The sequence below is a fragment of the Burkholderia sp. BCC1988 genome (genome assembly GCF_905339895.1).
GTDB lineage: Bacteria > Pseudomonadota > Gammaproteobacteria > Burkholderiales > Burkholderiaceae > Burkholderia.
Map to the genome: position 1 here is coordinate 56,399 of NZ_CAJPHA010000017.1, position 13,067 is coordinate 69,465.

A 13,067-nucleotide genomic window follows, 5' to 3' on the forward strand; every position below is an offset into this window, starting at 1 on the left:
ACATTCCCCCTCCGCCACCACGCGGCGCGATCACGCCCGCGGTGGCTCTTGCTCGCGACGCGTTCGGCCGCGAGATCGTCGACGGGTCCGGATCGGGCGACCCGGGCAGGCAGGACGGCGCGTTGCCGCAAGCGATGCCGGCCGGCGGCGCGGTGCCCGCGGCCCCGGGCGGGGCGGCGCCTCCGAAGGAGAAGGCGACGGACGCCATCGGCCGGCGTGCGGCGGCGCTGGCCGATGCGATCGACTTTCCGACCTTCGTCGCGAGCCTCGTGCATGGCACCTACGACGCGATCGTCGACAGCTCGATCAAGCAGGTCGAGAGTTTCGCCGACCTGGTCGGCGCGGTGGCCAAGCCGCTGGACCAGTTCACGCAGGAGAACGTGACCGACGGGCAGGCGCGCGCGTGGCTGGTCGAGCAGTATCCGCACGACGTGACGCTGACGCAGGACGGCGGCGATTACCGCCTCGCGCCGGTCGTCCGGCCCGGCGACGACGATGCGGCTCCCGCGCCCGCGTGGCTCGCCGATTTCGGTGCGGCCGACAGCGCGTTCGATACCCAGACGCTCGAATCGGTGGTGCTGCCCCGCGCCCGCGAGCGCGTCGCGCAGCACCGGTTGTCGACGCTGTCGACGATGGTGCTGCTGGGCATGCAGCGGGTCGTGGTCAAGGACGGGACGATCGCGGCGAGCCTCAATTTCCAGGCCAAGGCGCGCGACCGCGCCGCCGTGCAGTATGCGACGTCGAACGACCCGTCGTCGGGGCAGACGACCTGGGGCGGACGGGGAACGTCGGGCGATGTCGTCACCACGGTCTCGACCGTTGCGGTCAATGCGCAAACCGACACCGATCTCAAGGCGACGCTGACCGGGAAGGTGAGCATCAATTTCGCATCGGAGACGCTGCCGCTCGACCGTTTCGTCGACGAGGCGTCGCGCAATCTGCTGGAGCGGCACAGCCGGCCGGCGGCGCGGATCGCGCCGCCGGCGGCGCCGGCCGCCCAGCCCGCGGCGCCAGTGGCGGCGCCCCTTCCCGCCGCGACGCAGGCGCCCGCCGCCGTGCCGGCGGTGCCGGCCGCGCCGGTCGCTCCGTCGGCCTCATCGGCTTCATCGGCGCCGGCGGCACCCGCATCCGCACCCGCACGAGGAGAACCCACATGATCGCGCCGCGGCCGCTGGGCGAGACGCTGGGCGCGTTCGCCGACGTTGCCGGACAGCTGGCCGCGGGCGCGGCGCAAGGGCTGCGGGTGCGCTCGATGGCGATGGAACTGCCGCTCGACCTGCGCATTGCATGGGGCGCCGACGGCATCGAGCTGGTCGGCGACCTGCCGCAGTTCCTGACCCGCACGGCCTTCGATGCGGAGCCGGCGCGGCTCGCGATCGTTCTCGAAGCCGTGCCGGTCGACGGAGCGGTGCGATGAACAGCAACGCCAGCCTGCGCCTCGAGGATTTCATCCAGGCCGTGCAGAGCCAGCTCGACAACGCGCAGGCGGCGATGGCGATCAAGGCGCGCAACCTCAACCTGCCGCTGACCTTCGCGATCAAGGACGTCAACCTCGATCTGCGCGCCCATGTCGAATTCGTCGAAAGCGAGGTGTGGATTCGTCCCGCCGGCCCGGGCGACACCGACAGCAGCACGTTCCATCTCGTCTTCACGACCATCACGCGGCCGGCGATCGAGGAGAACGCGATCGCGCTGTCCGAGGACAGCAAGGACCAGCCGCTCGACGCGCTGGGCGACGAGCTCTCGGCCGAGGACCGCAAGCGTCTGGAATGGGCCGGCGTGCGCACGGTCCGGCAATTTCGGCAGGCCGAGCAGCGCGACATGGTGCATGCGATCGGCCGCGTCACCAACCTGTCCGTGGACCGGCTGCGCCGGGCGCTCGACCGGGCGTCCGCGCCGAGCGTCGAGCGGATCGAACCGGTGGCGCCCGCCACCGACGCGCAGCCCGATGCGGCGCCGCTGCTGCGCGTGATCGGGCGCAATCTCGTCAACGGCACGCACGCGCCGCTGGTGCGGATCGGCAATCGCCCGGTCGCCGTGCTGCAATCGGCGGACGACGAGCTGCTGCTCGCACCGGGCCGCGACCAGTGGGCCGGCGAACTCGCCGTCTCGCCGACGAGCCGCCACGCCGCCGCGCTGGCGTTCGACCTGAGCGCATTCGCGCCGCCGCCGGCGCCCGCGGCCAGGCCCATGACCCTGGCCGCCGTGCCCGGCCAGGAGGAGGCGCGGCCATGACGATCCATGCACTCGGCACGCCGTGGGCATCGCCCGGCGAGCGTCAGTTCAGCCTGCCGACCAGCCTGCTCGTCAAGCTGGCGCTCGGCGAAGCGCCCGAGCACGTGCCGTCGATCCGCGACGTGACGCGCGGCGCGCTGGCCGCCGCGCAATGCATCGACGGCGGCCCGGTCGACCGCATCGTGGTTGCGTTCGCCGGCCGCTTTCTCGCGGTGCGCCCGTTCAGCGCGGCGGCCGGGCGCTGGGTGCCCGGGCATGCGCACCTCGGCTACGACGCGATCGAACAGACGACCGGCATGGCCCGCACGCTGCTGCTGCGCGTGCCGGCGGGCACGCCGATCGGTGCGCTGTGCGACTCGCTCGCCCAGCTCGCGACCGTGGAAAGCGTGACGCCCAACTACGTGGCGACGGTCCCGATGGACGCGCCCGGCCGCTTGGCGCCCGTGCCGCCGGCCGCGCGGGTTGCGCAGGATGCGCGCGCGCTGGTGCGCATGGCCGACGCGCACGCGATCGAGCCGGGCGACAGCGGCGTCACGGTCGGTCTGATCGATAGCGGCATCGCGCGCCAGCATCCCGAATTCGCGCATGCCTTCCGCGCGGGCGCCGATACGGTGCGTCTCGAGCCCGGCGACTTGTCGCCCGGCGTGCAGCTGCTGAGCGGTCACGGCCATCGCGGCGATTTTCCCGAGGACCGCTTCGTCGGTCACGGCATGGGCTGCGCGGGCATCATCGCCGCCGAAGGCGTGGCGATGCCGCGCGGGCTCGGCGGCGACTGCCGCATCCTGCCGATGCGCGCGCTGGCGGCCGCCCGCCTGCCGGGCAAGGCGCATGCGATCGGGCTCGGCGCGATCGCCGACCTCGATCGCGCGCTCAAGCTCGCGGTCGACCTCGGCGCGAAGGTGATCAACATGAGCTTCGGCACCGACGACGCGACGATCGCCGCCAACCGCCCGAAACCGCACGCCGACACGGTCGCGTATGCCGCCGCGCGCGGCTGCATTCTCGTGGCCGCGAGCGGCAACAACGGCGCCGTGACCCGCTACTGGCCCGCCGCCTATCCGCAGGTGATCGCGGTCGGCGCCGTCGGCGACGACGGCCGGCCGACCCCGTTCTCGACGCGCGGCCCGCACGTCGCGCTGTGCGCGCCGGGCGAACGGGTGCTGACGAGCGCGATCGAGGCCTATCAGCTCGCGACCGGCACCAGTTTCGCCGCGCCGTTCGTCGCGGGCGCCGCGGCGCTGCTCGTCGCGTACGCGCAGCGCCGCGCCTATCCGCTCGACGGCGCGACGGTACGCGAGCTGGTCGTCGCCACCGCGCGCCCGTTCGCGCCCGGCGCGGCCGACGGTTGCGGCGCCGGCATTCTCGATGCGGCGGCGGCGCTGCAGGCGCTGTCCGGCCGCATCGACGCGTACGAAGCGGCGGGCGACGACGGTTGCACGGGCAAGGACGGCCGTGCCGACGACGGCTGACTGGCGCACGGGATCCCGCTCACTCCCCCGAACCGACCGGATTTCAAGGAGAAGTTAAATGTTTCATGTCAACAATCAAGTCCGCTTCCTCGACCTCGTCGACCTCGAGACCCGGGCACGCGACGGGCTGGTCGATATCGTCAACCGGCTCGAGTCGCTGAAGCGGCCGCCGGTCGCCGCCGAGCGGGAGCAGCTCGCGCTGTGCAAGGCCATCCTCGCGGTCGTCTACGACACGAAGCCGTCCGACGGCGTGCCGCAGGTGTGCGATCCGCTGTTCGTCGCCACCCGCGAACTGCTCGCCAGCAAGTCGCTGGTGAATCCGCCGTTGCTCTCCGAAGTCAACGGCCAGCTGGTGTTCGACGCGGGCGACGTGAGCGGCGCCAACGGTGCCAATGGCGCCAATGGCGCGAACGGCTCGGACCCGGAGGCCGTGTCGATCACGCTCGTCGCGCTGGTGCTGGGCATCCTCACGGTGGACGGGGCCACGCCGCCGCCCGTGAAGGTCGAGGATGGCCGGACCGTGCCGGACGGCGACAACGTGCTGATGAACGCCTTTACCCGCCAGTTCTTCGCGGCGGTGGGCGAGGCCAATTCGTACGGTGGGCTCGCGCAGCGGGTGCTGGCGCTGCTGTGCATCGAGGGCGATCCCGACGGCCGCGGCGGCGAGCAGCCGGGCGTGGTCACCACCGAATTCGCGCGCGTGATGCGCGGCCTGCAGGCCCGCAAGATCCAGGCCGACGAGCCGCAACTGCGCCGTCGCATCAACGAGGAGCTGAACACCGTCCAGAACATCGGCGGCGAGGACGCGATCGCCGATCTCGGCATCGACCTGCCGAACCTCGAGGATCTGGAAGACGCGAACATCGTCGCCGACAACGTGCGCGTGATGGGCCCGATGATCGTCGCCGCGATGTTCGACGAACTCAAGGTGTTCCAGGTGGTCGACCGCATCGTCGAGCAGTTCCAGCACGGCACGCTGCCGATCGGCCCGGGCAATGCCGGCAAGCTGCTCTATCGCTACTGGCGCGAAACGCCGAACCGCATCTCCGAGCAGGAGCGCAAGAACTTCGCGGCCATCACGCTCGGCGTGCCGGGCGGCGATCCGAACACGGCCGGCAATCGCGAGTTCAACGACCTGTGGATCCGCTTCGTGTCGTCGGTGTCGTCGTTCGTGCGCCAGACCGAAGTCGACTCGCTGCTGCGCGCGAGCGTGCCGAACCCGATCAACCACCAGCAGGTGCGCAAGGCCGCCCGCGATCTCGCCGGCAACCTGTCGCTGCACGGCTACGGCATGGCGCATTACGCGGCGCGCGAGATCCAGTCGCAGGTCAAGTTCATGATCGACCTGCTGCAGGACCCCGAGATCCGCGGCTGCTACGGCGCGAAGGACATGTGGCAGGTGATCGACCAGGTCGCGACCTACGACCTGGGCGGCGCGCGCACCAGCTCGCGCTATCGCACGCTCGCGACCTGCGGCACGATCATCACCGCGTGGCTGGCCAACAACGTCGATCGCGTCAACAAGGCGACCGGCCCGCTGCTCAGCATCGACCAGATCGCCAACCCGGACGTCTCGTCGAACCACAAGTCGACCGTCGACCCGACCGACTACGACCTGGTCAACGCATGCGAGCTGTGGCTGGCCGATACCGCGACCACCGATACGCAGATCGAGCAGTTCTCGCAGCCGCGCGAGGCGCCGCAGATGACCTCGAAGCCGGTGCCGATCCCGGCGATGGCGCGCGAGATGCTGGATGGCGTCGGCGACATCGGCGCCGGCATCGGCCTCGGCGCGGGCGTGCCGGTGAAGGCGGGCTACGGTGTCGGCACGCACAACGGCGCGAGCTACTACTCGAACCGTCCGCACTGAAGCGGCGTCGCGTCCGCTGCGCCATTTTCGAACCCTGCCGGAGCCGAGCCATGCCCCTGACCTCAATCCGCGAACCGGTCGTCGCCCGGGTCGAACGCCGCCTGAAAAGCGCCGCGCGAAGCCTCGGCACCGCCGATCCATTCGCGCCGTCGCGCGACCTGTTCCTGCGCACCTTCGGCGACGGCGCCGACGATCTGCGGTTCCGCGACAACGCGCTGATGCCGATGGCGGTGCCGTTCGAGCCCAGCTTCTCGGAAAGCCAGCCGGGCAAGCTGCGCTTCACGATCGAGCCGTTGCCGCCGGAGGCGTCGGCGATCGACCGGCGCGACGAGTCGACCCGCGAAATGCGCAAGCTGATCCGCGACTTCATCGGCCGCGAGGCGCTGCACTGGTTCGATCAGGCGAGCGAGCCGTTCCGGGGCTTCGCGCGGCCGGGCGGCAACCTCGACTACGGCGCGTTCTTCGGCTCCAGCTACGACCGCGACGGGCTCTATGCGTCCAAGGTGTACTACGAGCTGCCCGGCGACGCCGGCACGATCGAGAACCTGCCCCGCGACCTGGCCGGCATCGTCCAGGCCGCGCTGCAGATGGTGCCGGGGCTCAAGCCGCTTTTCACCACGATGGCGGCCCAGCGCGATCTCGGCGGCCAGCGGCTCACGTTCGCGTGTACCCGCGCGCTGCGGCTCGCCGATCTGCAGCCGGTCATGGATGCGCTCGGCATCGGCCATCGGCTGCCCGGCATCATGCAGCTCCTGGGGCTGGTGCTCGGCGGGCGCTTCGACCTGCCGCCGCACGGCGCGCTGCTCGCGTTCGGGCTCGGCCCGGACGGGCCGGATTTCGAGCTCTACGTGCTGCTGTCGGCGATCCCCGACGTGCCGCCCGCGTTCCTGAGCCTGCTGACGATGGGGCTCGCCGAGCGTCCGCGCGGATTGCAGGCGCTCGAGCGCTGGATGGGGGCGTTTACGCCGGAGGACGCGCATTGGCCGGGCCGCTTCTCGATCATCAGCCTGCGCACGGACGCGGCCTGCCCGGCACGCGTGAGTCTCTACCTGCGCCCCATCGAGTTCGAACTGCCGGTGGACGCGCCCGCCCAGGCCAACTGAATCCGAACCGCTTCGTCACGCGTTTCCCGCGAGGTCGCCATGTTCCCGCAAGCTGCCCGTTCCACGCCGATCGCGCCGCCGCCGCCGCGCGCCGCGGCGGCCGCTCCGCGGCACACGCCGCCGGTGCCCGCCGACGAAGTGCGCCACGGCGTCGCGCAGATGTTGACCCGGTCGCAGGCGTTCAACGCGATGCCCGACGCCGATCGCCGCGACATCGCGCGCAACACCGCGTTGATCGCCGATTACCTCGCGCGGCCCGAAGGGTTCGCCGGCCACGAGATTCCGGGCGGGGTGGGCACCGCGCCGGCGCGCGCGCTCGACGACAACACGGATCATGCCGCGCACGAGGCGGATTTCTCGACGCACAACCAGGCCGTCGACAGCATCGGCAAGTCCAGGTTCACCGCGGCGGCCGCGCACGAGGGCGCGGCGGTCGCGGGCGAGCTGCTGAACCAGGTCAAGTTCCCGACCTTCGTCGCGAGCCTGATCAGCGGCGTGTTCCAGTCGATCACGCACAGCTCGATCGAGCAGATGAAGGCGTATCAGGAAATGATCGCGCAGGTGGCGAAATCGCTCGGCCAGTTCGCCGACGAACATGTGACGGAGAACCAGGCGCGCGATCATATGGTCGGCCAGTTTCCCGACCTGTTCGAGATCGGCATGGACGACAGCGGCGACACGCCGAGCCCGCGCGTGCAGGTGCGCGACGGGGTCGACCCGGACGAAGCGTCGAAGACCGTGCGCGCGCGCCTGCAGATGGGCGACGGCGATACCTTCGACCTGTCGGACGAGGCCTCCGAACTGGCGATCGTCAACCGCTTCAAGATGCAGCTCGCCAAGCAGCGCCAGCAGATGCTGGCGTCGATCGTGCTGATGGGCATCAACCGCATCGTCGTCACCGACGGCAAGATCTCCGCGAAGATCATCTACGACGTGCGCGCGCAGGACACGCTTTCAAAGCAACGCAGCGCCACCGCGGTCGACCTCGCCCGCGACAAGGACGGCAACGTTCAGTCGACCTACGCCGGCAAGAGCACCTACGATCGCGGCGGCAAGTACGACTCCAGCAACGACAAGGACAACGGCCGCCAGTACAGCGCCGACTACTACGCGAAGGGCGACTACGAATACGAGAACAAGCCGATCATCACCGCGTCGACGGCCGCGTCGGAAACCAGCAACGCCGCGATGCAGACCAAGATCCAGCTGTCCGGCGCGGTCGATGTCAATTTCAAGAGCGACTACCTGCCGCTCGACAAGATGGCGACGCCGCAGATGATCGCCACCATCACCGGCAACGCGACGCCTGCCGATCCGAACGTGCTGCCGAGCCCGAAAACGCCGCCGGCCGCGTCCGCCCCCGCTGCGGCTTCAGCCCCGGCGGCGGCGCCGGCCGCCGCGCCGGCACCGGCTGCGGCCAGGGGAAACTGAGCCATGCGCCTGCCCGCTCCCCCCGACGCGCTCCACCCGGTGCGGCCGCCCACGAGCGCCGCCGCGTTCGACGCGACGCGGCCCGAGGTGCGCCGCCTGCTGACCGCGATTCCGTCATTCCTCGACCTGCCCGACGACGAGCGCCGCCGCATCGCCGCCGATACGGTGCGGGTGCTTGCCTACCTGGCCGACCCGAACGGCGTGCATGCCGAGATCGCCGAGCGCGAGGCGAACGGCGAACTGCCGCCCACCGGCCTCGCGCACCCGCTCGCGCAGCCGCGTCCGGCGCCGGCCGCCGCGGCGCTGGCCGACGATCCCGTCACCGCGACCAAGCGCCAGCTCGCGCAGGATCCCGGCTTCGCCGGCAAGGACTTCCAGGCCGGCGCGGTGAAGCAGGGCGTCGAGCAGTTCGGCCAGATGGTGCAGAAGGTCGATTTCCCGAAATTCGTAGGAGGCCTGATCAAGAACGTGTTCCAGGCGATCGTCGAAAGCTCGATCGAGCAGATGCGCGCGTATGGCGAGCTGATCGCCAATGTCGCCAAGACCACCGCCCAGTTCATGAGCGACAACATCAGCGAGGGCGCCGGCCGCGACTATCTCGCCGATTCGTTCCCCGACGTGCTGTCGGTGCAGGCGCAGGACGGCGCCGACGCGTTCGACGCGGACAGCGCCGGCGCGGCCGCGGCGGCGGCCCCGACGCGGCTGGTGGCGCAGGGCGACAACGCGCAGCAGCGGCTGGCCGAGATCAGCCGGAACTACAACCTCGAGCCGCCCGTGACCGACCTGTCCGACGACAAGTCGGAACTGCGCCTCGTCACCGCCGCGCGCCTGCAGATGGCGAAGCAGCGCCAGCAGCTGCTGTCGTCGATGGTCATGCTCGGCATCAACCGCATCGTCGTCACCGACGGGTCGATCAACGCCAAGGTGGTATTCGACATGCGCGCCAGCGACACGGCGAAACGCACCTACACCGCGTCGATGCACGACCGCGAGAGCCAGAAATACAAGGAATCGCTCAACGCCCATTACGGCAGCTGGTACACGCCGTATTCGGCCGACGCCGCGTTCGAGGGGCAGCAGGAACACGTGGCCACGGTCGGGTCGGCGCTCGACGACACGAGCGAATCGAAGGCCGAGGTGAAGGCGAAGCTGTCGGGCGAGGTCCGCGTCAACTTCAAGAGCGACTACCTGCCGCTCGACAAGATGGCGACGCCCGAGATGATGTCGGTGATCCAGGGCAACTCGACGCCGTACAACCCCAACAAGCCGGCCCCTGCCGCCGGCGTGCCGGCCGGGCAGCACTGAATCATGGCGCGCATGCTGATCGTCCCGCCGGCGGATGCCGGGCTCGCGGCGGCCATCCGGTCGGGGGAGCGGCTCGTCGAGCGCGCGACCGCGCACGGCCTCGCGTTCGCGCTCGACGAGCTCGGCGACATCGCGATTCCCGATCCCGTTGCCGCGCGCGTCGACAAGGCGCAGCTGCGGGCGCTCGCGTCGCTCTATCTGGCGGCCGACCTCGAGCCCGCGGGCGTGATCCCTGCGGTCGAGGCGCTCGCCGGCCTGTCGGCGAGCGGCGCCGTCGGCGTCGATCTCGGCGGCGCGGAGCCGCTGGTCGCCAACTGGTGGCGTCACCGCGCCGAGAAGCTCGCGGCCGGCGAGCGCGCGGCGTTCTATGCGCGGCTGTTCGGCACCGCGTACGGCCCGGCCGCCGCGGATGCCGAGCGCAACGTCCAGTTCGAGGAATGCATGCTGGTGCTTTGCGAGGCGCTCTACAAGCTCGACGAGACGCCCGGTGCCGACCCGGGCGGGGATCCCGGGCGCCAGGCGCGAGTCCGCAACGCCGCGCGCGCGCTCGCGCAGAATCTCGGCGCCGCCTGTACCGGCGTGACCGCGTTCATGGCCGCCGAGATCGTCGGCATGCTCAGGGACGCGTTCGCGATCCTCGGCCATGCCGACCTGCGTCACGGCTTCGCCGCGCGCGACATCTGGGGCGTGGTGGCCGGCATCGGCCGGCTTTCGCGGCAGCCGCCGGCCCAGCCTGCCGCCTATGTCCGGCGCGGCAAAGCCGGGATGACCGTGATCGCATGGCTGGCGGACGTCGCGGATGCGCTGGACGGCGCGTCGCCGCTGCTGCGCACCGACAATCCGGTGATCGCCTCCGCCGCCGACTGGATCGAGGCGACGCTCAGCCTCGGCGAGAAACCCGACGGCCCGGTGTCTTCCGTCCCGGACGACGGCCGCGCCGTGCCGCCGGCCGCGCGCCCGGCCGCGCCGTCGAACCCGTGGGCGGCGCTCGGAAGCTGACATGGAACCGCGTCGCTCAGGCCGTCGCGAGACGGGCGGCAGAACCCGGGTGCCGACGGCGGCGGACGTGCCGTCGCCCGTCCGGCCGCGTGTCACGTGTCGCCGGACGCGGGGCGCGCGATGCGCGGCGGAGCCGCCGAGATGACGGCAACCGCCCATCTTGCGCGTTCGGCGGTGCCGCGGCCCGACGTTCGCCACCGTCTCCGTGAACTGCTGTCGGCGCAGCAGGGCTTCGGCGCACTCGATCCGGCCATGCGCCGCGATCTCGCGTCCGGACTGGCACGGATCGGCTCGCTCGCGGTCGATCATGACGAGCTCGCGGCGCGTCCCGGCACCGCACTGGCCGTCGCGCAGGACGCGGGCTCGGCGTATTCGGGCACCGCCATCGACCGGATGGCCGGCACCACCCGGGCCGTGCTCAACGCGGTGTCGTTCCCGCGCTTCGTGACCGAGCTGATCACGGGCGTCTTCAAGGCGATGAACGATTCGAACCAGCAGCAGCTGACCGCGTTCGTCGACCTGATCCGCAATGTCGCGCAGACCACCGAAGGCTTCGCGGACAGCAACGTCGGTATCGCCGGCGCGCGGCAGTGGCTGGCCGAGCATTTCCCCACCGCCTACGAGGTCACCGGCGACGACGAGGCCGCCGACGACGCCGACGAACTGGCGGGCCTGCCGCCGGACGAGCGCCGCCAGCGCCAGCAGGAACTGCAGGCCGAGCGCGATGCGTCGACCCGGCTGGCGTTGCGCGCGGGCGCGACCCCGCCGGCGGAAGCGGCGCTGCGCACCGCGCTGGGATTGGGGCCGGGCGACGCGGTGACGGCCGCCGATCCCGAGCGCCTGGTGCCGCTCGCCCAGCAGGTGCTGGCCCGCAACCGCCAGCAGTTGCTCGCGACGATGGTGCAGATGGGTTTGCAGCGCATCGTCATCGAGAGCGGGCGGCTCAACGCCGCGATGAATTTCCATATCGACGCGAGCAGCGTCGCCGCCAACGACCGCGGCTCGCAGTTCGACACGCGCAACACGGTGGGCGTGAGCGGGGGCGCGCGCTTCGGGCCCTGGGGTGCGGAGGCCAATGTGCAGAGCACGATCGGCTACGTGTCGACCGACCGGACCCAGACAACCGAGAGTTCGCACGCTGACCTCAACCTGAGCAGCGGCGTCGAACTGGTGTTTCGGACGGATTACGTGCCGTTGAACCGGCTGGCGGGCGTGGGCGACGTCGAACGCATCCGCGTCAACACGATCAATCCGGATGCCGAAGCGGCGCGCCTGTCCACCGATCGCGCCGCCCAGCGTAGTGCCGAACAGGCCGACATGGCCGCTCGTAGGACCGCGCTGGACGGTGGGCTGCGCGCGGCGCCGGCTGTTGGGTCGGCGGGTTCGGGAGCGGCGGGTTCGGGGGCGGTGGGTTCGGGAGCGGCGGGTTCGGGGTCGGCGGGTTCGGGGGCAGCGGCGTCGGGATCAGCGGGCTCAGGACCAGCAGCTTCTGGATCAGCGGCGTCAGGCTCGGCAGGGAGTGCACGCACGAGCCAACCCGCCTCGTCGCCGCCGAATCCGGCGCCTGCTTCCGCTTCCGCTTCCGCTTCCGCGCCGCAGCCGCCTGCCGGGCCGGGCGCCGCGGCGTCCCCATCGTCCGCGCACCCGGCGACGGCAGCACCTCGATCGCCCGCCGGCGCAACAGCAGCGGGACATCGCGCCGCATCATGAACGCGCGCACGGGCAGCCGTTCGCAAAACGCCGTGCCGCGCCGAATCCCGCCGATGACGACGTTCAGCCGCGCGAGCGAAGTGTCGAGTGCCAGGTGACGCCGGGTTGTCGACGGCCCGCGCCGACCTGGCATGACGGCGTCGTCGTCAACACTTGACGGGTGTGCGAATCAGGCCAGCGGTGCGACCGACGCCCCGACGATGCCATGCCGCCGCAGCGACTCCGCGACGAAGCCCGACGCCTTCATTGCCTCGACGAATTCGCCGAGCACCGCCGCGGCCGCTTCGCCGCGGCTCTTCGGCACGCCCATCGCCTGGCGGATCACCATGAAACGCTCGCCGAGCAGGCGCAGGCCCGGCGTCTTCGCCGCATCGGCTTCAAGCTGCTGCTTCACGCCGGCCGCGACTTCGAGCTGCTGCTCGACGAAAGTCGGCACGACGGCCTGCGACGTCGGCGCACGCACGATCTGCGCGGCCTTCAGCTCACGCGTGAGGAACAGGTCGTACGCGCTGCCCTTGCCGACCGCCACGCGGTTGTGCGGCTGGTCGACGTCCGCGTTGCCGCGGATCGGCGAAGCGTCGCGCACGAGATAGAAGCCTTCGATCAGCACATAGGGCTCGGTGAACGCGACCGTTTCGCCGCGCAGCGGATCGACCGCGAAGAAGCCGAAATCGGCGCGCTCCTCGGTCAGCGCCTGCACCGACTTGGCGGCCGTATCGAACACGACGAGTTCGAGTTCGGCCGACAGCCGCTCGGCGAACGCGCGCGCGAGGTCGATCGACACGCCGAACGGCTCGCCCGTCACCGGGTCGCGGTTCGCGAGGATCGGATTGCCGAGATTGATCGACGCGCGCAGCTTGCCGGTCGGCGTGAACGCGGAGAGGACGGAAGGGTCGACGGTCATGAAAGGGCTCGTTGGGAATGCGGGTGCGCTGGCGCGGCGGA

11 protein-coding genes are annotated in these 13,067 nt (G+C 71.1%); 10 read left to right on the top strand and 1 reads right to left on the bottom strand.

Annotated features, from left to right (window positions below; all coding sequences use genetic code 11):
- The first annotated feature begins 41 nt into the window (after positions 1–41).
- From U4012_RS23580 to U4012_RS23625, 10 genes are all read left to right on the top strand, one after another.
- Positions 42–1,157 (top strand): hypothetical protein, encoded by a 1,116-nt coding sequence (locus U4012_RS23580; RefSeq protein ID WP_321801918.1) that lies wholly within the window; start codon positions 42–44, stop codon positions 1,155–1,157.
- Entirely contained in the window at positions 1,154–1,417 is a 264-nt protein-coding gene (locus tag U4012_RS23585) for a hypothetical protein (RefSeq protein WP_044844335.1), read from the top strand. The genes U4012_RS23580 and U4012_RS23585 overlap by 4 nt, the downstream gene beginning before the upstream one ends.
- A complete protein-coding gene (locus U4012_RS23590) occupies positions 1,414–2,235 on the top strand; it encodes a hypothetical protein (RefSeq protein WP_044844334.1) in 822 nt (273 codons plus the stop codon). The genes U4012_RS23585 and U4012_RS23590 overlap by 4 nt, the downstream gene beginning before the upstream one ends.
- The gene (locus tag U4012_RS23595) at positions 2,232–3,704 is read left to right on the top strand and encodes a S8 family peptidase (RefSeq protein WP_124646134.1); all 1,473 of its coding nucleotides are present in this window, start codon (positions 2,232–2,234) and stop codon (positions 3,702–3,704) included. Before U4012_RS23590 ends, U4012_RS23595 begins: the two co-directional genes overlap by 4 nt.
- A gap of 58 nt (positions 3,705–3,762) precedes the next feature.
- Complete coding sequence (locus U4012_RS23600; RefSeq protein WP_321801919.1) at positions 3,763–5,574, top strand: hypothetical protein; 1,812 nt, start codon at positions 3,763–3,765, stop codon at positions 5,572–5,574.
- 50 nt (positions 5,575–5,624) lie between these two features.
- Complete coding sequence (locus tag U4012_RS23605; protein ID WP_124487344.1) at positions 5,625–6,677, top strand: hypothetical protein; 1,053 nt, start codon at positions 5,625–5,627, stop codon at positions 6,675–6,677.
- Positions 6,678–6,716: 39 nt separating this feature from the next.
- On the top strand, positions 6,717–8,108 hold the full coding sequence (locus tag U4012_RS23610) for a hypothetical protein (protein WP_321801920.1): 1,392 nt from the start codon (positions 6,717–6,719) through the stop codon (positions 8,106–8,108).
- 3 nt (positions 8,109–8,111) lie between these two features.
- The gene (locus U4012_RS23615) at positions 8,112–9,413 is read left to right on the top strand and encodes a hypothetical protein (RefSeq protein ID WP_321801921.1); all 1,302 of its coding nucleotides are present in this window, start codon (positions 8,112–8,114) and stop codon (positions 9,411–9,413) included.
- Between the two features lie 3 nt (positions 9,414–9,416).
- Positions 9,417–10,412 (top strand): hypothetical protein, encoded by a 996-nt coding sequence (locus U4012_RS23620; protein WP_321801922.1) that lies wholly within the window; start codon positions 9,417–9,419, stop codon positions 10,410–10,412.
- A 141-nt stretch (positions 10,413–10,553) separates the two neighbouring features.
- On the top strand, positions 10,554–12,122 hold the full coding sequence (locus U4012_RS23625; RefSeq protein ID WP_321801923.1) for a hypothetical protein: 1,569 nt from the start codon (positions 10,554–10,556) through the stop codon (positions 12,120–12,122).
- Between the two features lie 169 nt (positions 12,123–12,291).
- Here the strand turns inward: U4012_RS23625 and U4012_RS23630 are convergent, their stop codons facing one another.
- Entirely contained in the window at positions 12,292–13,026 is a 735-nt protein-coding gene (locus tag U4012_RS23630; RefSeq protein ID WP_321801924.1) for an ABC transporter substrate-binding protein, read from the bottom strand.
- Positions 13,027–13,067: the final 41 nt, after the last annotated feature.

Bases quoted from the DNA above. Each gene is read 5' to 3' on its own strand.
- U4012_RS23590 (WP_044844334.1), top strand. From the start codon at position 1,414: ATGAACAGCAACGCCAGCCTGCGCCTCGAGGATTTCATCCAGGCCGTG.
- U4012_RS23600 (WP_321801919.1), top strand. From the start codon at position 3,763: ATGTTTCATGTCAACAATCAAGTCCGCTTCCTCGACCTCGTCGACCTC.
- U4012_RS23625 (WP_321801923.1), top strand. From the start codon at position 10,554: ATGACGGCAACCGCCCATCTTGCGCGTTCGGCGGTGCCGCGGCCCGAC.
- U4012_RS23620 (WP_321801922.1), top strand. From the start codon at position 9,417: ATGGCGCGCATGCTGATCGTCCCGCCGGCGGATGCCGGGCTCGCGGCG.
- U4012_RS23615 (WP_321801921.1), top strand. From the start codon at position 8,112: ATGCGCCTGCCCGCTCCCCCCGACGCGCTCCACCCGGTGCGGCCGCCC.
- U4012_RS23610 (WP_321801920.1), top strand. From the start codon at position 6,717: ATGTTCCCGCAAGCTGCCCGTTCCACGCCGATCGCGCCGCCGCCGCCG.
- U4012_RS23585 (WP_044844335.1), top strand. From the start codon at position 1,154: ATGATCGCGCCGCGGCCGCTGGGCGAGACGCTGGGCGCGTTCGCCGAC.
- U4012_RS23595 (WP_124646134.1), top strand. From the start codon at position 2,232: ATGACGATCCATGCACTCGGCACGCCGTGGGCATCGCCCGGCGAGCGT.
- U4012_RS23605 (WP_124487344.1), top strand. From the start codon at position 5,625: ATGCCCCTGACCTCAATCCGCGAACCGGTCGTCGCCCGGGTCGAACGC.
- U4012_RS23630 (WP_321801924.1), bottom strand. From the start codon at position 13,026: ATGACCGTCGACCCTTCCGTCCTCTCCGCGTTCACGCCGACCGGCAAG.